The sequence below is a fragment of the Agromyces salentinus genome (assembly GCF_009749395.1).
Lineage (GTDB): Bacteria > Actinomycetota > Actinomycetes > Actinomycetales > Microbacteriaceae > Agromyces > Agromyces salentinus.
In genome coordinates, this window is sequence record NZ_WBIR01000002.1 from 172,027 (window position 1) to 192,281 (window position 20,255).

Below are 20,255 nucleotides of genomic sequence, written 5' to 3' on the forward strand. Positions count from 1 at the left end.
GACGACCCGGCGAATGCCCGCCTCATCATAGCCCGAGGCAGCGGCAGGCCTGCTCTGACCATGCGGTGACCGCCGTGGACTCGTGGGAGCCGGGGAGCGCCCACGGCGAGTGGCGCCGAGACCCTTGGGCCGTTCTCCGGCCACGGCCTCACAGGTTCTCGCGCGAACCGTCCGAGCGGACACGAGCGGAGCCACTGCGAAGCTGGCCGGCGATCCACGGCACCAACCAGGCGCTTCACGCGGCCAGACCGACACCGACGAGCGTGAGCACGATTCGTTCGACGAAACAGTGTCCAGGAGTTTCGTCCTCACCGAGCAGCAGCATCGAAAGCACGATGGTGGTTGAGAAGAACGGGAGCACGTACCACCCGCTTGCCGCGGTCGCCACTGCACCGGCGAGCCCGACCCGAATGCCGTACATGAGCGTCGCCGATCGTCCGCCTGTCGGCCGCCGGGAACGAGGTGCAGGTGGTCCCGCCGGCCAGAGCAACGAGACCAACCACGCGTAGACGCAACCGGCGACCATGAGCAGTGCGGCCAGGGCGCCGAGTGCCGGGTCGGTGACCGAGAGACCCCGCCGACCAGAGGCAGACCGAGCATCATGACGAGGGGAGCGATCTTCCGAACGGGATTCGCACTGCGACGGCGATCACGACGCTCAGGGCGAAGATCGTCAGCACGGCGATCACGGGGAGAGGCGCGACGAGCGAGCCGAGGAACATCGCCCAGCCTGCGACCGTGCCGACGACGAGCACGAGCATGCGCTCGCGCCGGGAAGTCTCCAGGCCGAGGGCTGCGGCGGGCAGCAGTCCGGCCCCGAGCAGCAGGCCGAGTGCGGGGTCGAACACGGCGACGATTGCCGTCGGAGCAGCGTACGCGCCCCCGAGCGAGACGTTCCGCCACGACCAGGCAATCGCGCGCGCCCCGGCAGCCATGCTGCTCGGCATTCACCAAGCGGGATCGGACCACCAGCGATGATGTGCTCCGGTGTCGGTCGGAACCTCGAGCCTCGGCCGCGACGGTTTCTTGGGCTACGCGTGAATCGACGGCGCCAGGTCACGCATCAGCCGATGGCGTCGGGTTCGTTCGACGCCGATCCGTGAAAAGATGAGGGCGCCGCCATCACGGGCTCGCAACGATGAGACCTTGCATGACCGTGGCGGTTCAATTCCACAGGCTGAACGCTCTCTGGCCTAGCCGGGAAGCAGATCCTTCAGTTGCCTGCGGGAGGTGATACCGAGCTTGCGGAAGATGCTGCGCAGGTGCGCTTCGATGGTGCGCGGGCTGAGGAAGAGCTGCGCACCGACTTCCCGCGACGTCGCGCCCGTCGCCACCAGGCGGGCGACCTGCAGCTCATGAGCCGTGAGCGAACTGGCCGGCTGGACCGATCTCTTCCGCGGATTCTCGCCCGTGGCGCGAAGCTCGCGGGCGGCGCGGGCGGCGAAGGCCTGCGCCCCCATGGCGGCAAGAGAGTCATGGGCTGTGCGGAGCTGCGCGCGAGCATCCTGACGGCGACCCTCTCGGCGCAGCCACTCCCCGAACACGAGATGGGTCCGGGCGAGATGACCGCTCATCCCGGATGATCGCAGCCTGTCGAGCGCTTCCCGGTAGTGTCCCTCGGCGGCGGCGGCGTCGGCGCTGACGAGCGCGCGGGAACGCTCCGCGAGCCCGAGCGCCCAGCCGGTGCCGCTCGCCTCAGCCCGCATGCAGAGCTCCGCGAGCGCGGATTCGGCGAGTGTCCGGTCACCTGCCCGGACGGCCGCCTCGACCAGTTCCGGCATCGTGATGCTGCTGTTGGAGATCTCATCGGTCTGACGCGCCCGAACCGCGGCGGCCACGGCCGCGGAGTAATTGCCCAGCCCGTTGTGCAGCACCGCCAGCGCATAGTGGGCCGTCGCGACCGCGGCCCCGTCCGTCGGCGCCGCCGAGCCCTGCGTGCGCAGCGCATGCAATCGCAGGGTCTCGGCCTCGCGTCCGCACCACGCGGCGAGGATGAGCTGTCCGAAAGGCTGGGGTATCGCGCCCGTCGCCTGCGTGATGGCTGCTCCCTCGGCGGCGACTTCGCCAGCCCGTGCGAGCTCGCCGCTCAGAACCAGCACGCCGGCGAGTGCGGCGAGAGCCCCTGGAAGCGTGGTCAGAGCACCCAGCTCTCGTGCCAGACGTACGTTGCGTATCGCCAATTCGCGTCCCACATCAGCGTCGTAGAGCCCGGCGGCGCTCCGCGTCGCCAGCCACATCCACCGACGACTCCCCATCTGGCCGACAGCTTCGCCGTCGAAGCCGCGCGCTCGGAATGCCTCGAGCGCACGGTGCATCGCAGGAGCGCCCGCCGCGTAGCCCTCGGTGAACGTGACGATGAGCCCGTCGAGCAGATCGTCTGCGGGCAGCGGTGGTCCGGGCGGCGCGGGTGCCGCGAGAGCGGCGCGCGCAACATCTGCCGCGCCCCGCTTCTCGCCCGCGCCTCCGATGATCATCGCCGCGTCCAGGGCGTGCAGGTAGGTTTCCCGCGACAGAGACGCATCCAGCGGTGCCAACGTCTCCGCGGCGTCGAGCAGCATGCCCGGCGCGTCGACCCCTTCCGCGCGGTGGAAGGCGAGCCTCGCGCGCAGCAGCGCGATGCGTGCGCGCTGCAAGGCGTCGAGCGGACCTGTAGAGGCCATCGTCGCGAGCTCCTGAGCTTCGACGAACGCCCCGGCATCGTGCTTGGCGTGGGCCGCCTCGAGCGCACGCCTCGCGCGTCCCGCGGGCTCCGGAGTCAGCTCCGCCGCGCGCTGCAGGAAGACGGCCGCGGCCGCCGCCCCGCCCCGGGCCAGTGTGCGGGCAGCGGAGCGCTCCAGCTCCTGCGCCGTCTCCTCGTCCGTGCCCTGGGCGGACTGGGCCCGATGCCAGGTCCGACGATCGGGATCGACGTCTGGATCTGTCGCGAGCGCCAGAGCACCGTGCGCTCGACGCCGGTCGGGCGGCCTCGCCGCCCGGTACACGGCCGACCGCACGAGCGGATGCCGGAACTGCACGCGCGCGCCGATCTCCAACAGGTCCGACGCCTCAGCCGGTTCGGCATCCGTTCGCCTCATCCCGAGCTGCTCGACCGCCCGCCACAGCAGGTCGGCATCGCCCGTCGGGTCTGCTGCAGCCAGGAGAAGGAGCATCTGGGCGTCCGGCGCCAGCCCCTCCGAGCGCTGGCGAAAGGTCTCTTCGATGCGCCGGGGGACGCTGAGCGCATCCGGCAGCTCGAATCCTCCCGCCCACCCCGTCGCACTGCGGGGCAATTCCAGAAGCGCCAGCGGATTCCCGCGCGCTTCAGCGAGGATCCGATCGCGGATGTCGTCTTCCAGGGGTGTGTGGACGCCTTCGGACAGCAGCATCCGCGCATCGTTCTCGTCGAGACCGGTGAGCCGAAATTCGGGTGCGAGGTCGATGAACACATCGATCTGGTCCTCGCCGACCTCGCGTCGCGCGAAAAGCAGCGCGATGCGCTCTGCGCTGATCCGCCGGGCCACGAAGGCCAGCACCTGCGCAGACGCATGGTCGAGCCATTGAGCGTCGTCGATGAGGCAGAGCAGCGGGCGCTCTTCAGCGGCCTCGGTGAGCAGATTCAGTGTCGCCAACCCGACCAGGAAGTAGTCGGGAGCCGCTCCCCCGCGAAGCCCGAACGCCACGCTGAGCGCCGACTCCTGCGGCTCCGGCAATGCGCTCATCCCGTCGAGCAGCGGCGCGCACAGCTGATGCAGCCCCGCGAACGCGAACGGTGTCTCGGCTTCGACGCCCGTGCACGCCTCAACGCGGAAGCCTGCGGCAGCAGCCTGCTCTCGTGCATGGTGCAGCAAGGCGCTCTTGCCGATGCCGGCCTCGCCGCGCACCACGAGAGTCCCGCTGCGCCCCGACTTCGCCTCGGCAAGCAGCGCTTCGACGACATCGCGCTCAGCGCGGCGCCCCAGGAGATTCGTCAGGTGTGCTCCCGCCGGATAGGGGGTGAGTGTGTCCCTACTACAGGGTATTGCGGTACTCGATTAGGTGAAAGACACCGACGCGAGCACGCGCACCCCGCTGCGAGTCTGGCGACACGGCAGAGAGGGCATGGGCCGAACCGCAGGACCGACAACAGGAGACGAAGAAGTGACGTGGAGCACGCGGGAGCTCGCAGACTTGGCGGGCACGACGGTCAACACAATCCGGCACTACCATTCGCTGGGCCTTCTGACGGCACCGGAGCGACGGTACAACGGCTACAAGGAGTACCGGGTCCATCACCTGGTACGCCTGATCCAGCTGAGACGGGTCGTGGAACTGGGGGTCCCGCTCGCGCAGGTCGACGCGACGGCGGGGCACGGGATCGCCTCGCACGATGAGTTGCGAGAGCTCGACGAGCGCGTGGTGGCCGAAATCGCCCGCCTGCAGCGAGCACGGTCCGACATCGCCGCCTTGCTGACGGTACGGGCACCCGTCGACACGCCTCGAGGATTCGAGGCCATCGCCGCCGATCTGTCGGAGCCCGACCGATCGCTCATCCACATCCTCACGCGCCTTCACGACGAGGTCTCGATGTCGCGACTGAAGCAGATGGTGGCAGACGAGCCCGCAGAGGGCCGGGAAGCGTTCGCGGTGCTTCCACCGGACGCCGACGAGGCCGACCGGCGGCGGGTCGTCTCTCTCCTGGGCTCGGGTGGTACCAATTGGCGCTCCACCGCCCGTCCGTGGCTGGTCGTCGACCCCGGGCATCGTCGCGCTCACAGTCAGGAGACCCGGGCCGCGCTCGCCGAGATCGTCACGGAGCTCTACAACTCCGCACAGCGCGACGTGCTCCGCCGCGTCACCGCCGCTGGGCTGGCGAGCGATCTGCGCGAGGCCCGCCACGTTCACGAGCCTCGGTCGGCCTGAACGCTCGTTCTTTTCCGCGATCACGCGACCAATCGGGCTCTGTTCGGCGGCATGGCGCTAGCGGCTGGTCGGTCGCGTCGCCGTTGCGGGTCACGCTCGGGGCCGGCAGACGGAACAGTCGCTGCTGGCTGCCCGCATCCCCGACGAGAACGGTGAGGGAATCGTTCGCTCCAAGGGACGATATGACTGGTGTCACTCATTCACGTGACACCATGGCACTACGTGCGCGGCCTCCGATGAGGTGCGATGGAAGCATGTCCATTCCGCAGACCTCCATCGCTCCTCCCGAGCCTGTGCGCTTCTGGCCGAGGCTCTTCCGGGTTGTGCGCGAGAACATGCGCGTCTCCTCATCCTCAACCCGGCTGCCTGCGGGCCGGCACCCATCGGCTTCATCATCGGCATCCTGGCTCCCGACCTCGCCGCCGCCGAGGCCGCTGGGCTGGAGGAGGACGGAACCGGGGACTTGGTGGGCTGGATCGTCATGCCTCCGACTCCCGGCGCTCGTGCTGCTGATCATCGGAGCCGTCTGGGAGGCGTACCCGCTGCGCCACCCGGCGTACCCGCTCACCCATTGGCCTGAGGTGAACGGAAGGACCGCCCGCCGTCGTGTTCCCGAGAAGGACCGTCGGAGGCCGGCCGGCAACTTGACCCTGTTCCTGCAACACGACCTTCGATAGGAGGATGTCCGTGTTCGACGAAGACGATGCCGACGCGCTCGGCATGCTCGGCGATGCCGACGACGGCACGATGCCCCGCCGCCAGAAGCGCGGAGACGGGCGTCCGCTCGAGCCTTTCCGCTGGTGGCACCTGGTGTCAGGCCGAAAGCTGTTCTCGCTGGCGGTGCCGCGGCCGGGCGCGCCGGACGTGGTCTACGCGGTGGATGTGCGGACCGACGACGACGGCGACCCCCGTGCCCACCTCTACCGCGACGGGGCGCAGGCGGTCGTCTCCAAGCTGCCGGCGAGGTTCACCGTCGAGGGCGGCGTGATCCAGGTGGCGGCGGGCTCGTACGGCCTCCGGCGGATGCACTACGTCACGCCCGATCGATCCGAGCGTCGCCTCACCCCGCATCCGCGATCGGCGATCGGTCGCCGCCTGCGACTCGAGCAGATGCACCCGACCGTGAGCCGGTGGATCGCCGCCAGCGCGATCGCCATCTTGATCGTCGGCGTGGGAGTGAACGTCCCTCAACTCGCACAGGTGATCTCCGAGATCCCACCCATCGCGGAGCGGTTCGGCACGTTCGTCTCCCCTATCCATCTCCCCCTGTGGCTCAACATCACCCTCGGCGCCGGTGCGGCACTGGCCAGCATGGAGCGCGGCCTCCGCCTTCGCTACAACTGGGTCCTCGACGGCCTCGGCAATTGACGACCGGATGACGCGAATTCGGCTCTCGATCCATGCGTCGACCGGGCCGTCATCATCGAGGCTCACCGTGGAGTCAGAGAAGGACGAGAAGCAGGTGCGCAGACACGGGGCTGTTCCTCCCTTCAGCCGACCACCCCTGGGGCTTCGCCCAGTGCCTCGCGATGAGACCCCGTCTCACCAGCCCACCAGCGCGAGGAGACCCGCAGCGACGGCAGCCGCCGCACCCGTCCACAACACGATCGCGACGAGCTGCCAGAGGAGGACCCACTCCTTGCGGACGCCGGATGCGACGAAGAACGCCGCGGTGAGCATCGTCGGCAGAGCCAGCGGGGCGAGGATGCTGGCGCCGGGAACGCCGAACTTGACGAGCCAGCGCCGCAGCTTCGTGCGTCCCTTTCCTCGCCGTGTCGTGTCGTCCTCCTCGCCGTCGGATACCGCAGCATCGGCAGTGAGGGTGGATGCGGTTGTGGCCATCGACGATGGGGCCGTCGACGACAGGGCGGCCGACTGGTCGCCCTGCGGCGCCATACCGGCCGTTCCGGGAGCCGATGCAGTCGACCGCGCCGCGCGTCGTGCAACGACACCGCCGCGGATGCGCGAACCGAGCAGGACGACGCCGACCACGCAGAGGAAGTTGCCCGCCATGGCGGCGAGAGCCGCGACCACCGGGTTGATGCCGGCGATGATGCCGAATGCAGCGGCACCTTCGCCCTCGATGTAGGGGATGAACGCGACCAGCGCGACCATCACGGGCTGAAGAATGTCGGGAACCTGGTTGATGAAGTCCTGTAGCCAGGGGTAGGGATTGTCCATCGGTTCGTTCCTCCTGTCAGATGCCGCGACCGGATGGTCACCGGTCGCTGCATGCAGTAGAGACCCTGTGCCCGGGACAGAGTCAAATGCGCGACACCGGACTCACCCCACCTTGACCCGGTCCTCGGAACAGGGTCTTGACTGAACACATGCATGAACTGATGTCGGATGAGCCTCTTCTCGTCGAAGACACGCTCCTTCTGCTCTTCCAGCCCGACTCCGGCACCATCGCGGGAGAGAACATCCTCTTCTACGTGCTCGGTGGAGCCGTGCTCGCCGACCTCGCGCTCGCCGGCCGGGTCGAGGTGGAGCGCGGGCTGTCCACCCGGGTGCGGGCGGCCGGTGCGGGCGAAGCCCCCGACCCACTCCTCCAGCCGGCACTGTCATCACTGTCGGAGAAGGCGCAGGACATCCAGACCGTTCTCGCAGGCTCCGGTCCTCTCCTGCGTGGACCGGTCCTCGACCGCGTCGTCGCTCGCGGCGACCTGCAGCGCACGGAGGGCAAAGTCCTCAGATTCTTTCCGACGACGAAGATCACGCTGGCGAGCGATCGCCGTGCGAGCCTGATCCGGAACGTGCGGGCCGCGCTCGTCGACGGCGAAGAGCCCAGTGCGCGGACCGCGGCGAGCATCGCCCTGTTGTCGGCGAGCGGCACACTTCCCCAGTTCCATGCCGAGATTCCCTGGGGCACGGATGTCTACACGCGAGCCAAAGCGCTCGAGAGCGGCGATTGGGGAGCCGCCGCGGCGTCGAGCGCGGTGGTGCGGACGATGAATGCCGTCATCATGAACACGGTGATCGCGGCGACGGTGCTCCCCCGGCTGTGAGCCGCGAAGGCAGCTCTTCGTGAGGCACGAGGCGCACGGCGGAATCGCCGGCTGCGGAATTCATGAACTCGGACATCGTCCGAGCTCAGATGGCGCTCACTCCTCGGATGCTTCGACCGTCGCCGTCGCGACGGCGGTAGCGCGGGCGATCACATCGAGCTGGGCGGGGTTGTAGAGTGCGGCGACCGATTCCGCGACCATCTCCCACGTGATCTGCGGCCTCCTCTTATGATGAGCGAGTGGATCGCGGAGCCAGGGATAGGCCTTCAGATCATGTGCCAGCCCCACCGCGTACCTCACGGCCAAGGCGCGCCGCGTCTCCTCGTCGGCATCCGGAGGAAGGGCGTCGAAGTCGACACGTACGTCCTCGGGATCAGACTCGAGCATCGCGCGAATGTCGCGCATGGCCTCATCGTCGTAGACCTGCGAATAGATGAGCATCAGAGACCGGTCGGTGGCCGTGAGACGCGAACCCAGGTTCTCGAAGCCCGGGGGCAAATCGGCGGTCGTCGCTCCGTCGGCGATCGTGCGGATCTGTGCTCGCGCCTCCTGCAGGCGCTCGATCGTCGCAGCGAGTTCCGCATCGATGTCTTCGAGCGCCGCGGCCGCACGATCGTCACCCGCGGCGACGCGGTCGATCTGATGGACGGGGACCCCGAGTTCACGCAGACGGCGGATGCGCAGGAGGTCTACGAGGTGCCGCACCTCGTAGCTCTTGTAACCGTTCGACAACCGCTCAGGCATCTCGAGCAAGCCGACGCGGTGGTAGTGCCGAACCGTGTTCACCGTCGTTCCGGCGAGGTCGGCGACCTCTCTCGTGCTCCACCCCATGACGGCCCCTCGCCCTCCGTTGTCGACTGCTTCATTCTCCCGCTCACCGGTCGCAGATGGCGGTGTCCACGAGGTCGCGCAGACGCTGCTCCGACTCGGCCGCCCCTCTGTCCGGGGTGTTCGCCCCCCTCAGCGTCGCAGGCGAGCCCGTCGTTCCAAGGGACACCGTGTGGTGAGCACAGGGTCAAGTCCCGGCAGGCGACCGTCTTGACCCTGTGGTGGGAACAGCTTCTTGACTCAGCACGACGTGGCTTTCGAAGAAGGTGACAACCAGATGAACGATATGGGTCAGGAGTTCCTGCTCGGTCTCGCCGGTGTCTCGGCGACACTCCTGGGCACCTTCATCGTCGGGGTGTTCTTCTACATCGACTCCACCACGCATCGCCGGTTGGCCGGTTCGGAAGCGACCGACCTGTACCTTCGCTCCGCCACGCGGTGGGTCTTCACCGCATATTCGATCCCTCTGTTCGTCCCCCTCTCCCTGGTCGCGATGGAGCCGCTCTGGGGAGCCGTCGTCTTCGCTGCCCTCGGCATCCTCCTGATCCTGCTGACCGTCGGAACAGGGCGTCGCATCCTAGCCGGGGGCAGGGCACGGATGTCGCGCGCATTCTGGGTCAACGAGTGGATGACGAGCGTGGCGCTGCTGGCGGCGATGATCCTGCCCTGGGCGTTGGGTGGCTGGGTGCCGGAACCGGCCGATTTCACGCCATCCCTGCTGCTCATCCTCGGTTCCGGATTCGCGAGCACGGCCGCGCTGGTGATGACGCAGTTCGATGCGACCAGGGGCACGTGACCCTCACCCCGTGCCAACCTCGGCCGGCCGTTCGGGAGCAGGCCCTCGCCGGACTCCGGGGGCGTCATCCGTCGACTTGAGCACGGACGGCGTCGATGATCGTCGATGCTCCAGTGTCGAGCTCGAGGATCCGGCGGCGGATGCGCGGCTCATGAAGGAGCTCGGCCAGGTCCGGGGCCTGCTCGGGACGTCGGACGAGCCCGCCGACGTCGTCTTCCCGTGAGAGCAGCTCCGTGGCCTACGCGCAGGACATCGCGGAGAACGCTCCGGATCTGACGTGCGCGGCAGGACAGTGACCCTTGACCGTGTTCTCGCCACACGGCCTTCAATGAAGCACCGGCACTCGACGAAAGGCATCTGATGACCGTGCAGCTCAGCCACCCCGAAGGTCTCCTCGAGCAGGAGAAGTACTCCCCGGTCGCCAGCGCGATCGGAACCCGACTGGTGCTGCTCGCTGGGCAGGCCGCCATCACTCCGTCAGGAGAGGTGACCGCGAGTGACCTCGCAGGCCAGGTCCACACTGCCCTGCAGAACGTCGCCGTCGGCGTCACCGGTGCCGGTGGCTCCCTCGCCGACGTCGCTCGGCTCACGATCTACGTCGTGGGCTGGACACCGGAGATGGCGGAGCCGCTCTACGACGGCTTGGCGCGAGCGCAGGCCTCCGACGGTCTCGCCGTACCGCTGCCGCCGATCACCGTGATCGGCGCCCAGGCGCTGTGGACCCCGGAATTGCTGGTCGAGATCGAGGCGACAGCCGTTCTGTCCTGATCGGCGCGCCCGACGAAGAGAGAAGAAGAGAATGAGTGCGCTCACCGGCGATCACCACGACCCTGCACCATCGTCCGACGTACGCGCCGCCGGAGGGGTGCGCCCCGGTCCTGCGATGTCGCCGCTCGACGGCAGTCGCCCGTTTGGCATCCACTTCCGGATGGCGTGGTGGAAGTCGCTCATCGTGATCGTCGCTCTGCCGCTGACCCTGGTCGTCACCCAGCTGGCGTTCTACCTGTTGGCAGGTCTCGTCGAGGGCCGCGACCCGTTCGCGCAGGACCTCTCTCCATTGAAGCTGCTGGGAGCCAACCTCAGCACCGGTGTCACGGCACTGCTGGCCCTCGTGTTGGTCGGGCGGTTCGCGGAGGTGCCGTGGCGGTTCGTCTTCAGTGCGCCGCGGAGGTTCGATCGGCGTCGCCTGCTGGTCTCTTTCCTCGGGTCGCTCGCGGTCGTCGGAGTCTCCTTCGCACTGGTCGGCCTCACTGCAGCCGAGGCCGTCGGATGGACGACTCTGAGCATCACGAGCACGACAGTCGGCATCCTCGTCGTCGTCATCCTCTCGACGCCGATCCAGGCGGCCGGCGAGGAGATCATCTTCCGCGGTGCCGTGCTTCCGGCAGCGGGATCATGGTTCCGCTCCGTGAAGCCGGCATTCCTCACGGGCCTGATCATCTCCAGCCTGATGTTCGCGTTCCTGCATGGATCGACCGATCCGATGCTGTTCGCGTACTACCTCGTATTCTCCGTCGCGACGGCCGTCATGGGTCTCATCACGCGAGGGCTCGAGGCTGCCATCGCCTTCCACACCGCCAACAATCTGGTCGTCACCACGATCAACGCCCTGTTTGCCGGAGGCGGCGTGGTCGCCGTCGAGCGATCAGAAGGAGCCGCCGGGGGCCTCGCGCTGCTCATACCGGCAGCCGCGAGCCTCGCCGCGCTGACGATGGTCTGGCTGCAGGAACGCAGACGTCGCACCGCCTGACCGCGCGACGAGACGACCGCGCCTTCAGCGGTCCTCGAGAGATTCCAGTCCTACGGACGAACGCTCGCTCGACACCTCCGCGACGACGCTGGCTCAGCGACCCGACGGCGCACCTCACCAAGAGTCCGAACGCGACGACGGACAGCTTCATCGAATCGGTGTCCGCCTTGTACAACCGGGCCCAGCTCGATGTCATGGACCGCGCCAAGGTGGTCGCGCAGGCACTCGTCGCAGAAGCTGACGACGCTTGACCCCGTGGTGGGGACAGGGTGTGCGATGGCGTCATGCACACCGCCCTCTATGAGATCACCGTGCAGGTCGTTCCCGTCCTCATGATCGCCCTGTTCCTCGATACGCGCATCGCACCGGCGCGCACGGCTCGCTCGGCGAGCTCGGAGCGTCTGCAGACCGTGGTCTTCCTCTTTCTGTGCGTCGGGGCATTCGTCGTCTCGCTGCTCATCGTGGCCGACGTCCTCGTGGAGGGCCGCGTGACCGATGCGCTCGTGATCAGCGCGCTCATCGGATGCATCGGCCTGATGGCCGCCAAGGCTTGGCGGCGTCTGATGGGCGTGGGAACTGGACGCGCGGTGAACCGATCAGCTGCCGACGAATAGCTCGAGTGGCGGCGTAGCCTCGGGTCGCGCCTTCTACCAGCTCCGGTGTCTGGTTTTGGCCGTACAGGTAATGGCAGGGTCTCCCACTCGGGCGGCACCCCGATCTACGGTCGGGAAGATGAACGAAACCCTCGAACTCAACAACGGCGTCTCGATGCCCGCACTCAGCTTCGGCGTCTTCCAGACTCCCCCTGCCGAAACGGTGACGGCCGTCGAGACCGCCCTACGCACCGGGTACCGTCACATCGACACTGCGGCCGCATACCTGAATGAGCGCGAGGTCGGCGACGCGATCCGCCGTTCGGGCCTCGATCTCGACGAGGTCTTCATCGAGACCAAGGTGTGGATCAGCGACTACGGCTACGACGAGACACTGCACGCCTTCGAGAAGAGCGCCGGCAAGCTCGGCGTCGACGCCCTCGACCTGCTCATCCTCCATCAGCCGATGCCGGCGCACTTCGATCGCACCATCGAGGCGTACCGAGCGCTCGAGACGCTGCTCGCCGCCGGCAAGGTGCGCGCCATCGGCGTCAGCAACTTCATGCCCGATCACCTCGAGACCCTCCTCGAGGCAACGAGCGTCCTGCCGGCCGTCAACCAGATCGAGGTGCACCCGTACTTCTCGCAGCCCGAGGCGCGAGCGGCGAATGCCGCGCACGGCATCCTGACGCAGGCCTGGTCGCCCATCGGAGGCATCACGTTCTACCGCGGTGACGGCGCCGGCACCCTGGCCGACCCGGTGATCGGCGACATCGCCCGGAACCACCGCAAGACGCCCGCCCAGGTCATGCTCCGCTGGCACCTGCAAGAGGGCCGCTCCGCGATTCCGAAGTCGGTCCGCCCCGAACGCATCACCGAGAACTTCGACGTCTTCGACTTCGACCTCACGGCGGCTGAACTCGACGCCATCGACTCGCTGGACACCGGAAAGCGGGGCGGCCCCGACCCGGCATCGATCACGCCCGACACCTTCGCGCTGATCATCCCCGAGGTGTGAGCCCGACACGATTCCCGAGGTTCTGAGGAGAAGCATGGCCGAGTCAAGCCCACTGATCACGAGACGCGGCCTGCTGCAGCGAACGATGCTCGCCGCGTCAGCGACCGCGACGACGGCCGTGCTCAGCAGACGCGGTTCCGTGAGCGGCGAGCGAAGCGCGCAGTGGACCGGGCAGTGGCACCCGCCCCGTCACGCATATCCCTGACCGCACGCAGGATGCGGCCATCGATGCTGCGTACTTCGCCAACTACGGAAAGGGCGCTCGCCGCCGTGGCTGCGTACAGCCTGACTCCGATCGCCAGGAGGAGACCACGACCGACAAAGATGATTACGGGCACGGGCGACACCGATCACCTTGGGATCCGTCGGCTCGCTGGATGGCCCGGTGACCGGGTGTCCTTCAGAGGGATCCATGAACGGGCAGGTGTTGGCGAAGCCCGTTACTCGTCGATGGTGCGGACCACGCGGGCGGGTGAGCCGACTGCGATCGTGCCGGCGGGAATGTCCTTGGTAACGACGGAACCGGCGCCGATGACCGCGTCTCGACCGATGGTGACGCCTGGGAGGACGGTGACGTTGGCTCCCAGCCAGACGTTTCGCTCGATGATCACGGGTGAGGGTATGAGGTCGCTGCGTCGGCGGGGGTCGATGTCGTGTTGAAGGGTTGCGATGACGGCGTTGTGGCCGATCAGGCAGTCGTCGCCGATCGAGATGCCGCCCTGATCTTGGAATCGGCAGCCGGAGTTGATGAAGACTCGCTTGCCGAGTGTGATGTTCTTCCCGAAGTCGGCGGTGAACGGCGGGAAGAGGGTCACGGTCTCGTCGACGGGCTTGCCGGTCAGTCGCGCCAGGAGTCTCCGAACCTCCGCTGGCTCGTGGTAGCCGGTGTTGAGTTCGCCAGCGATGCGGAGTGCTTCCTGGCTGGTGGCGTGCATGACGGCGTGACCGGGTGAACCGCCGGTGATGGTCTCTCCGGCATCAAGCAGTGCGAGAAGTTCAGTGAGCGTCATGCCTACCCCTTGGGCGGATCGGAGCGGGGATGGTTGAACGGAGTCATTCTGACGGCGCCGTGCGTGCCGGAACGTCGGCACTCCAGTTGGCGAGCATCTGGAGTCGCTCCGCTGACGGTGACCCGGGCTCGGCGGTGTAGATGAGGAGGCTGAGGCCGTCTTCGGCGGTCACGGTGAGTTCTTCATAGAGCAAGGTGAGCTCGCCGACGACGGGATGTTGGAAGCGTTTGGTGCCGGTGCCGTGGGTTCGGACGTCGTGTGCGGACCAGAGCCTGGCGAAGGTCTCGCTCCTGGTGGTGAGTTCACCGACCAGGTCCTGCAGGCCGCGGTCATGTGGGTCTCGCCCAGCCTCGACGCGCATGATGCCGACGCACATCTGAGCGAAGAGCTCCCAGTCGGGGTAGAAGTCACGGGATGCGGGGTCGAGGAACTGGAATCGTGCAAGGTTGGGCACCCTGCCGCTGGTGCCGATGACGGGTGAGTAGAACGCTGCCCCTAGGGCGTTCGTGGCGATGAGGTTCTGGTGCCGGTCCCGGACGAATGCGGGTCCGCCGGTGATCGCGTCGAGCGTGCGTTGCAGACCGGCGCGGGCTGGTTGCCGTACCGTCGCGCGCCGACGCGGACGACCGGAGGTCGGGATGCCATCGGCCGCCCGTGCGAGATCGAGCAGATGCATCCGCTCGGTCTCATCCAGATGCAGTGCGCGCGCGAGTGCTTCCAGGACAGCTGCGGATGCGCCGGCGATGTCGCCGCGCTCCAGCTTCGCGTAGTACTCGACGCTGACGTCGGCCAGCATCGCGACCTCGGCACGGCGCAGCCCGGCCACGCGCCGGTTCGCGCCGGCCGGGAGTCCGACCTCCGCGGGCGAGATGCGCGCGCGTCGTGACATGAGGAACTCCCGCACCTCCGCCTTGTTGTCCATGCACTCCACAGTAGGACGGTCCGTTCATAGGAGGGATGCACTGCCAGTACACCTTCCGCAAGGGACTCCCTCGGCGGGAGTTCCGCGGCTTGACTTGGGACGTGACGATTCGACGTGCCTTCATTGCAGGACTGATTTCTCTGGCCGTGCTCCCCGCTCTTGCCGGGTGCATGGCGAGCGAAGAGGCTCCGTCGACCGAACGCGCTCGCCCCTCCTCGGCAGCCCCCACACCCTCATCCGCTGCACCCGCGTCCTCCACGCCTGCAGCCTCACCGACGGGAGAACCGATGCCCGACACGCCCGGTACCGCGATCACGATGACGATCGATGGTCACGTCACCACCGTGACATTGCACGACAATCCGGCCGCGAACGCCCTCGTCGAGCAGCTCCCGCTGACGCTGACCTTCGACGACTTCAACGGCGTCGAGAAAACCGCCCGACTCCCTTCCCCGCTCTCGATGGAAGGGATGCCCGAAGGCGCCGACCCGGAGATCGGCGACATCGGGTTCTGGGCTCCCGGCGGCGACCTCGTCCTCTACTACGGCGACGTCGGGTACTGGAACGGGATCGCCCGCCTCGGCACCTTCGACGACGTCGACGCCATCGCGACCCGGACCGAGCCGTTCACCGTCACCATCGCCACCCAGTAACTCGAGAAAGGACCGAACCATGCACATCCTCCCCACCACTCCCACGGTGAAGAACCCCCCGGAATGGTTCACCGGCGACGTCTGGCTCGACCAGGTCATCTCCCCGCAGGACGACGGGCAGCGGCTGAGCGCGGGCCTGGTCCGGTTCAGCCCGGGCGCCCGCACCGCATGGCATTCGCACCCGCTGGGCCAGACGCTTCGCATCATGGAAGGCACCGCGCTCGTCCAAGCCCGCGGCGGCGACGTGATCGAAGTCCATGCCGGCCAGACCGTGTACACGCCGCCAGGCGAGGAACACTGGCATGGCGCCGCCCCCGACAGCTTCATGACCCACCTCGCCCTCTGGGAAACGCCCGAGGGCGATGACAGCGCCCACTGGGGTGCACACGTGACCGACGCCGAGTACGACAGCCACTGAACGAAGTCCGCGGCTGAGCCGCAGAAGAAAGGACCGCTCATGCGAGCAACCCTGATGTACACCGCCGGCGACGTCCGAGTCGAAGACGTCCCCGAACCCACCATCCAGGAACCGACCGACGCCATCATCCGCGTCACCTACGCCTGCGTATGCGGATCGGACCTGCACCCCTACCACTCGCTCGAGGAGACGCTAGAAGGGCGCCGCATGGGGCATGAGGCGATCGGCGTCGTCGAACAGATCGGCTCGGATGTCGCACGCCTGTCCGTCGGCGACACCGTGATCGTGCCGTTCGCCTGGTCCGACAACACCTGCTCATTCTGCCGAGACGGCATCACGACGTCCTGTGTGCACGGTGGATTCTTCGACGGAGCCGCGTCAGCGACACAGGCGGAGAAGCTGCGCGTCCCGCAGGCGGACGGCACCGCGGTCGTCATCCCGGCAGGCACCGACGAGGCGTTGATGCCGTCGCTGCTGACCCTCTCGGACGTCTACCTCACCGGGTACCACGCCGCACACAAAGGCAGGGTCGAGCCCGGGAAGACCGTCGTCGTCATCGGCGACGGAGCCGTCGGCCTGTCGGCAGTACTCGCCTCGAAGCAACTCGGCGCGGAAACGATCATCCTCATGGGCCGCCACGAAGACCGCACGAACCTCGGTCGAGACTTCGGCGCCACCCACATCGTCCCCGAGCGCGGCGAGGAAGGGATCGCGAAGGTCCTGGACATCACCGGCGGCGAAGGTGCGCACGTGGTGCTCGAAGCCGTCGGACACATGCCCGCCTACGAACAGGCCTACGGCATCGTCCGCCCCGGAGGAACGATCTCACGTGTCGGCGTACCGCAGTACGAAGAAGCACCCGTCGGTTTCGCATCCCTCTTCGGGAAGAATGCGACGCTGACGGGCGGGCCGGCAACGGTTCGCGCGTACCTCGAGGCAGCGCTACCGCAGGTCCTTGATGGAACGATCGACCCCGGGCGGGTGTTCGATCGCGAGCTTCCCCTGGATGAGATTGCCGAGGCCTATCGGCTCATGGACTCCCGCGAAGCGCTCAAGGTGCTCATCCGACCGTAGGGATCAGCCAGCACGCTGGCCGGACCCTCGAACGCAGATGCGCCGAGGGCCGGGCCGTGGTCCGTTCTCGGCGTGACTCACGGACGCATCCTGAGTCCGCCATCGACCGAGATCGACGGCCCCTGGATCCAGGCGTCGACCTCGGAGAGCGGGCGGACGATGCGACTGGACGAAGCTGCTCTCCGAGCTGGCGTCGTCACAAGTGTGGTCAGAGCGTGGTCACTTCAGCCTGTTGAGTGACGTCCAAAATGAACCAGCGATGTCCGGATTACTGAGGTTGTAGGGCGGACGGGACTTGAACCCGTGACCGATGGATTATGAGTCCACTGCTCTAACCGGCTGAGCTACCGCCCCTCGAGCGATGTCAGTCGGGCAGTATGACCGGCATCGACTCGGTGACCGGATCGGTCACGCGTTCACCACGATACAGACTCTCGAACGTGTCGAGCGTGCGGGTGATGTCGTGGGCCTTGATGAACTTCGCGGATGCCGCCTTCAGGGCGTTGTACTCCTCGGGCGACGCCTCGAGCACGGTGCGGAGCTTCGCCGCGAGGTCTTCGGAGTTGCCGGGCTCGAAGAGGTAGCCATTCTCGCCGTCATGCACGAGGTGCGGGAGCGCCATGGCATTGGCGGCCACGACGGGCAACGCCGAGGCCATGGCCTCCATGGTGACGATGCTCTGGAGCTCGGCGATCGAGGGCATGGCGAGCACGCTGGCGCGGTGGTAAGCCTCGCGCAGTTCCTCGTCGGTGACATAGCCGGTGAAGGTCACCCGGTCGGCGATGCCGAGCTCGGTCGCCAGGTTCTCGAGGTTGCGCTTCTGGTCGCCGCCGCCGACGATCTCGACCTTGGCGTCGAGTTCGGCCGGGAGCAGGGTGACGGCCCGCAGGAGCACGTCGATCTGCTTCTCGCCCGTGACGCGGCCCACGAAGATGATGCGGTTCTCGGTGCGCGGCTCCCAGTTCGGCGAGTACTTGTGCGCATCGATGCCGCAGGAGATGGCGTGCACGCCGGCCAGGCCGGTGTGCTTCTCGAGGAACTGCGCGGCCTTCAGGGTCGGCGTCGTCACCGCTTCGGCGCGGCCGAACGTCCGGCCGGCCGCCTTCCAGGCGAGCCCGACGGCCCATTCCTGCCAGGCCTTGGGCAGCAGGGTGAACTCGAGCATGTTCTCGGGCATGAAGTGGTTCGTGCCCACGATGCGGATGCCGCGCTTCGCGGCCTCGACCGACAGGCCGCGGCCCACGATGATGTGCGACTGGAAGTGCACCACGTCGGGCTTGACGGCGTCGATGATGCGGGCGCTGTTCTGCTTGATGCGCCACGGCAGCGCGAAGCGCAGCCAGTCGTGCGGGTACCAGCGCCAGCTTCGCAGGCGATGGGCGGTGATCTCCTGGCCCTCGTGCACCTCGGCCCAGGTGCCGTGCTTGCGGTTGGCGGCGGGCGCGACGACGTGCACCTCGTGGCCGCGCTCGACGAGGCCGGCCGCGAGTCGCTCGGCGAATCGCGCAGCCCCGTTGACGTCGGGGGCGAAGGTGTCGGCGCCGATCAGGATGCGGAGCGGACGCTCCGACGCTGCGCGGTCGGCGGCATTTGCGGATGTCGCGCCGTGAGTGTCAGACACGTGGAGAAGTTCCTCACAATTCCGGGGCGGCCGATTCGGCCGATCTCGCCACAGCGCAGGGATGTTCGCGGGCGATGAGTTCGAAGATAGTCTACGCAGTCCGCTCCGCGAGCGGCTTCACGGGCATGTCGCGGAGCGGTCAGAGCCTGGTCTGGGGGTGGTTGCGGGCGAGCAGGAACACGCCCCACACCGCGATCGCCCCGGCGATCACGAACGTCACGTTCGCGAAGAGCCCCGCCTGGGATGCCTCGCCGAGCACGACGATGCCGATGAGCACCGCGACGATCGGGTCGACGACGGTGAGGCCGGCGATCACGAGGTCGGGCGGACCCGACGCGTAGGCGTTCTGCACGAAGTAGGCGCCGAGCGCCGTCGCGGCGAGCAGGCCGATCACGCAGGTGAACGTCAACCACTCGAACTCGCCCTGCTGGACGCGACCGATCACGACCTTGGCGAGGGTGGCGACGAAGCCGTACAGGATGCCGGCCATGATCACGTAGAACACGGCCCGGATGCGACTGCGGAAGAACCAGAACGCGAGCCCCGCGGCGATGAGGACCACGGCGAGCAGCGAGAGGATGACGATCAGTTGGCGCTCGGTCACGGGCTTGTCGACGGCCGTGAAGGCGGCCACGCCGACGAAGAGGAATACGCCGCCGACGCACATCACGATCGCGGTGATCGACTTGGAGTTGAGCTTGACCTTGTTGACCCGCGAGTTCAGGATCGACGTGATCACGAGGGCGATCGCCCCGAGGGGCTGCACCACGATGATCGGCGCGAAGTACAGGCTGGAGAGCTGGAACACGATCGCGAGCCCGAGCATGACCGTGCCGATGACCCAGGACGGGCGGGACAGCAGCAGCCACAGCTGGCCGACGCCGAGCCCCTTGCCGAGCGAGTCGCTCGTGTGCGCCTCGACCTTGGTGACGCCCCGATGCTGGAACTGCGCGCCGAGCGACAGGAAGACCGCGCCGACCAGCGCGAGCGGAATCCCGATGAACTGCGTCGGGTCGAGGGCGATCTGATCGGTCAGCTCGCTGAGGTCTGGATCCACGCATCGACCCTATCGTCTGGGCGCCGATATCCTTGGCGAATGGCCGTGCTTCCCATTCGCATCACCGGTGATCCGGTGCTCCACTCCCCCGCCCTCCCCGTCGAGACCATCGACGACGGCGTCCGCGAACTGGTGCACGACATGTTCGAGACCATGGATGCAGCGCCGGGCGTCGGCCTGGCGGGGCCGCAGGTCGGCGTGGCGCTGCGCCTGTTCACGTTCGGCTGGACCGACGAGTCCGAGCGCCAGTGGCGCGGCGTGGCGATCAACCCCGAGCTGTGGGTCACCCCGGCCGTTCCCGGCCATCCCGACCCCGACCTCGAGTCCGAGGGCTGCCTCTCGTTCCCTGGCGAGCGGTTCCCGCTCCGCCGCGCCGAGCGCGCGCTGCTGCGTGCGACCGACCTCGACGGCAAGCCCTTCGAGATCGAGGCCGAGGGCTGGCTCGCTCGCATCTTCCAGCACGAGTTCGACCACCTCGACGGCACGCTCTACACCGACCGGCTCACCGATCGCGAGCAGCGCATCGTCGCGAAGATCTGCCGCAAGGTCGGCTGGGGCGAACCCGGCGTCTCGTGGATGCCGGGCGTCGACGACCTCGAGGCCTGAGGCGCCCGCTGGGCGCCTGCCGA

The 20,255-nt window shown here is 67.7% G+C and carries 22 protein-coding genes and 1 tRNA gene; 13 read left to right on the forward strand and 10 right to left on the reverse strand.

What is annotated here, in order from left to right; all coding sequences use genetic code 11:
• Positions 1–235: 235 nt before the first annotated feature.
• The 3 genes from GQQ95_RS03685 to GQQ95_RS03695 form a co-directional block, all read right to left on the reverse strand.
• The gene (locus GQQ95_RS03685) at positions 236–421 is read right to left on the reverse strand and encodes a hypothetical protein (protein WP_157426297.1); all 186 of its coding nucleotides are present in this window, start codon (positions 419–421) and stop codon (positions 236–238) included.
• A 178-nt stretch (positions 422–599) separates the two neighbouring features.
• Positions 600–848 (reverse strand): hypothetical protein, encoded by a 249-nt coding sequence (locus GQQ95_RS03690; RefSeq protein ID WP_157426298.1) that lies wholly within the window; start codon positions 846–848, stop codon positions 600–602.
• A gap of 345 nt (positions 849–1,193) precedes the next feature.
• The gene (locus tag GQQ95_RS03695; RefSeq protein ID WP_343032759.1) at positions 1,194–3,998 is read right to left on the reverse strand and encodes an ATP-binding protein; all 2,805 of its coding nucleotides are present in this window, start codon (positions 3,996–3,998) and stop codon (positions 1,194–1,196) included.
• A gap of 118 nt (positions 3,999–4,116) precedes the next feature.
• Here GQQ95_RS03695 and GQQ95_RS03700 point away from each other — a divergent pair, with 118 nt between their 5' ends.
• Together GQQ95_RS03700 and GQQ95_RS03705 are read left to right on the forward strand one after the other, a co-directional pair.
• Positions 4,117–4,878: a MerR family transcriptional regulator gene (locus GQQ95_RS03700; RefSeq protein ID WP_157426300.1), complete on the forward strand. Its 762-nt coding sequence runs from the start codon at positions 4,117–4,119 to the stop codon at positions 4,876–4,878.
• A gap of 687 nt (positions 4,879–5,565) precedes the next feature.
• Positions 5,566–6,246: a hypothetical protein gene (locus GQQ95_RS03705; RefSeq protein ID WP_246205166.1), complete on the forward strand. Its 681-nt coding sequence runs from the start codon at positions 5,566–5,568 to the stop codon at positions 6,244–6,246.
• Positions 6,247–6,420: 174 nt separating this feature from the next.
• Here GQQ95_RS03705 and GQQ95_RS03710 read toward each other — a convergent pair whose 3' ends face one another.
• Positions 6,421–7,059, reverse strand: a complete 639-nt coding sequence (locus GQQ95_RS03710) for a small multidrug efflux protein (RefSeq protein WP_157426301.1) — start codon at positions 7,057–7,059, stop codon at positions 6,421–6,423.
• A gap of 161 nt (positions 7,060–7,220) precedes the next feature.
• Here GQQ95_RS03710 and GQQ95_RS03715 point away from each other — a divergent pair, with 161 nt between their 5' ends.
• Positions 7,221–7,886 carry a GOLPH3/VPS74 family protein gene (locus tag GQQ95_RS03715; RefSeq protein ID WP_157426462.1) on the forward strand — a complete coding sequence of 222 codons (666 nt, stop codon included), beginning with the start codon at positions 7,221–7,223 and terminating at the stop codon, positions 7,884–7,886.
• Between the two features lie 96 nt (positions 7,887–7,982).
• Here GQQ95_RS03715 and GQQ95_RS03720 read toward each other — a convergent pair whose 3' ends face one another.
• Positions 7,983–8,717 carry a helix-turn-helix domain-containing protein gene (locus GQQ95_RS03720; protein WP_157426302.1) on the reverse strand — a complete coding sequence of 245 codons (735 nt, stop codon included), beginning with the start codon at positions 8,715–8,717 and terminating at the stop codon, positions 7,983–7,985.
• Positions 8,718–8,964: 247 nt separating this feature from the next.
• Between GQQ95_RS03720 and GQQ95_RS03725 the strand changes: the two genes are divergently transcribed.
• From GQQ95_RS03725 to GQQ95_RS03750, 6 genes are all read left to right on the forward strand, one after another.
• Positions 8,965–9,510: a hypothetical protein gene (locus tag GQQ95_RS03725; RefSeq protein WP_157426303.1), complete on the forward strand. Its 546-nt coding sequence runs from the start codon at positions 8,965–8,967 to the stop codon at positions 9,508–9,510.
• Between the two features lie 76 nt (positions 9,511–9,586).
• Entirely contained in the window at positions 9,587–9,733 is a 147-nt protein-coding gene (locus GQQ95_RS03730; RefSeq protein WP_157426304.1) for a hypothetical protein, read from the forward strand.
• A gap of 137 nt (positions 9,734–9,870) precedes the next feature.
• Complete coding sequence (locus GQQ95_RS03735; protein WP_157426305.1) at positions 9,871–10,278, forward strand: RidA family protein; 408 nt, start codon at positions 9,871–9,873, stop codon at positions 10,276–10,278.
• 160 nt (positions 10,279–10,438) lie between these two features.
• Entirely contained in the window at positions 10,439–11,260 is an 822-nt protein-coding gene (locus GQQ95_RS03740) for a CPBP family intramembrane glutamic endopeptidase (protein WP_170296950.1), read from the forward strand.
• A 284-nt stretch (positions 11,261–11,544) separates the two neighbouring features.
• A complete protein-coding gene (locus tag GQQ95_RS03745) occupies positions 11,545–11,874 on the forward strand; it encodes a hypothetical protein (protein WP_157426307.1) in 330 nt (109 codons plus the stop codon).
• Positions 11,875–11,992: 118 nt separating this feature from the next.
• Positions 11,993–12,871 (forward strand): aldo/keto reductase, encoded by an 879-nt coding sequence (locus GQQ95_RS03750; protein ID WP_157426308.1) that lies wholly within the window; start codon positions 11,993–11,995, stop codon positions 12,869–12,871.
• 440 nt (positions 12,872–13,311) lie between these two features.
• Here GQQ95_RS03750 and GQQ95_RS03755 read toward each other — a convergent pair whose 3' ends face one another.
• Positions 13,312–13,881 (reverse strand): sugar O-acetyltransferase, encoded by a 570-nt coding sequence (locus GQQ95_RS03755; protein WP_157426309.1) that lies wholly within the window; start codon positions 13,879–13,881, stop codon positions 13,312–13,314.
• 43 nt (positions 13,882–13,924) lie between these two features.
• Positions 13,925–14,803, reverse strand: coding sequence for a helix-turn-helix transcriptional regulator (locus GQQ95_RS03760; RefSeq protein ID WP_157426310.1), 879 nt, complete (start codon positions 14,801–14,803; stop codon positions 13,925–13,927).
• 287 nt (positions 14,804–15,090) lie between these two features.
• Here GQQ95_RS03760 and GQQ95_RS03765 point away from each other — a divergent pair, with 287 nt between their 5' ends.
• Genes GQQ95_RS03765 through GQQ95_RS03775 form a run of 3 tightly spaced genes read left to right on the forward strand, consistent with a single transcriptional unit; the run spans position 15,091 to position 16,948 of the window.
• Complete coding sequence (locus GQQ95_RS03765; protein ID WP_212275266.1) at positions 15,091–15,456, forward strand: cyclophilin-like fold protein; 366 nt, start codon at positions 15,091–15,093, stop codon at positions 15,454–15,456.
• Positions 15,457–15,475: 19 nt separating this feature from the next.
• Positions 15,476–15,874, forward strand: a complete 399-nt coding sequence (locus GQQ95_RS03770; RefSeq protein WP_157426311.1) for a (R)-mandelonitrile lyase — start codon at positions 15,476–15,478, stop codon at positions 15,872–15,874.
• Between the two features lie 39 nt (positions 15,875–15,913).
• Positions 15,914–16,948: a zinc-binding dehydrogenase gene (locus tag GQQ95_RS03775; protein WP_212275268.1), complete on the forward strand. Its 1,035-nt coding sequence runs from the start codon at positions 15,914–15,916 to the stop codon at positions 16,946–16,948.
• A 280-nt stretch (positions 16,949–17,228) separates the two neighbouring features.
• Here GQQ95_RS03775 and GQQ95_RS03780 read toward each other — a convergent pair.
• The 3 genes from GQQ95_RS03780 to GQQ95_RS03790 all read right to left on the reverse strand — a co-directional run bounded on the left by GQQ95_RS03780 (position 17,229) and on the right by GQQ95_RS03790 (position 19,626).
• A tRNA-Ile gene (locus tag GQQ95_RS03780) sits at positions 17,229–17,302 on the reverse strand.
• Between the two features lie 10 nt (positions 17,303–17,312).
• A complete protein-coding gene (locus GQQ95_RS03785; protein WP_246205167.1) occupies positions 17,313–18,569 on the reverse strand; it encodes a glycosyltransferase in 1,257 nt (418 codons plus the stop codon).
• 139 nt (positions 18,570–18,708) lie between these two features.
• Complete coding sequence (locus tag GQQ95_RS03790) at positions 18,709–19,626, reverse strand: DMT family transporter (RefSeq protein WP_157426312.1); 918 nt, start codon at positions 19,624–19,626, stop codon at positions 18,709–18,711.
• A gap of 39 nt (positions 19,627–19,665) precedes the next feature.
• Between GQQ95_RS03790 and def the strand changes: the two genes are divergently transcribed.
• Entirely contained in the window at positions 19,666–20,232 is a 567-nt protein-coding gene (def, locus tag GQQ95_RS03795; protein WP_157426313.1) for a peptide deformylase, read from the forward strand.
• Positions 20,233–20,255 lie beyond the last annotated feature (23 nt).

Coding starts and splice junctions, on each gene's coding strand:
- GQQ95_RS03685 (WP_157426297.1), bottom strand. CDS start 421: ATGTACGGCATTCGGGTCGGGCTCGCCGGTGCAGTGGCGACCGCGGCA.
- GQQ95_RS03710 (WP_157426301.1), bottom strand. CDS start 7,059: ATGGACAATCCCTACCCCTGGCTACAGGACTTCATCAACCAGGTTCCC.
- GQQ95_RS03715 (WP_157426462.1), top strand. CDS start 7,221: ATGTCGGATGAGCCTCTTCTCGTCGAAGACACGCTCCTTCTGCTCTTC.
- GQQ95_RS03720 (WP_157426302.1), bottom strand. CDS start 8,717: ATGGGGTGGAGCACGAGAGAGGTCGCCGACCTCGCCGGAACGACGGTG.
- GQQ95_RS03735 (WP_157426305.1), top strand. CDS start 9,871: ATGACCGTGCAGCTCAGCCACCCCGAAGGTCTCCTCGAGCAGGAGAAG.
- GQQ95_RS03740 (WP_170296950.1), top strand. CDS start 10,439: ATGGCGTGGTGGAAGTCGCTCATCGTGATCGTCGCTCTGCCGCTGACC.
- GQQ95_RS03745 (WP_157426307.1), top strand. CDS start 11,545: ATGCACACCGCCCTCTATGAGATCACCGTGCAGGTCGTTCCCGTCCTC.
- GQQ95_RS03750 (WP_157426308.1), top strand. CDS start 11,993: ATGAACGAAACCCTCGAACTCAACAACGGCGTCTCGATGCCCGCACTC.
- GQQ95_RS03755 (WP_157426309.1), bottom strand. CDS start 13,881: ATGACGCTCACTGAACTTCTCGCACTGCTTGATGCCGGAGAGACCATC.
- GQQ95_RS03760 (WP_157426310.1), bottom strand. CDS start 14,803: ATGGACAACAAGGCGGAGGTGCGGGAGTTCCTCATGTCACGACGCGCG.
- GQQ95_RS03765 (WP_212275266.1), top strand. CDS start 15,091: ATGCCCGACACGCCCGGTACCGCGATCACGATGACGATCGATGGTCAC.
- GQQ95_RS03770 (WP_157426311.1), top strand. CDS start 15,476: ATGCACATCCTCCCCACCACTCCCACGGTGAAGAACCCCCCGGAATGG.
- GQQ95_RS03775 (WP_212275268.1), top strand. CDS start 15,914: ATGCGAGCAACCCTGATGTACACCGCCGGCGACGTCCGAGTCGAAGAC.
- def (WP_157426313.1), top strand. CDS start 19,666: ATGGCCGTGCTTCCCATTCGCATCACCGGTGATCCGGTGCTCCACTCC.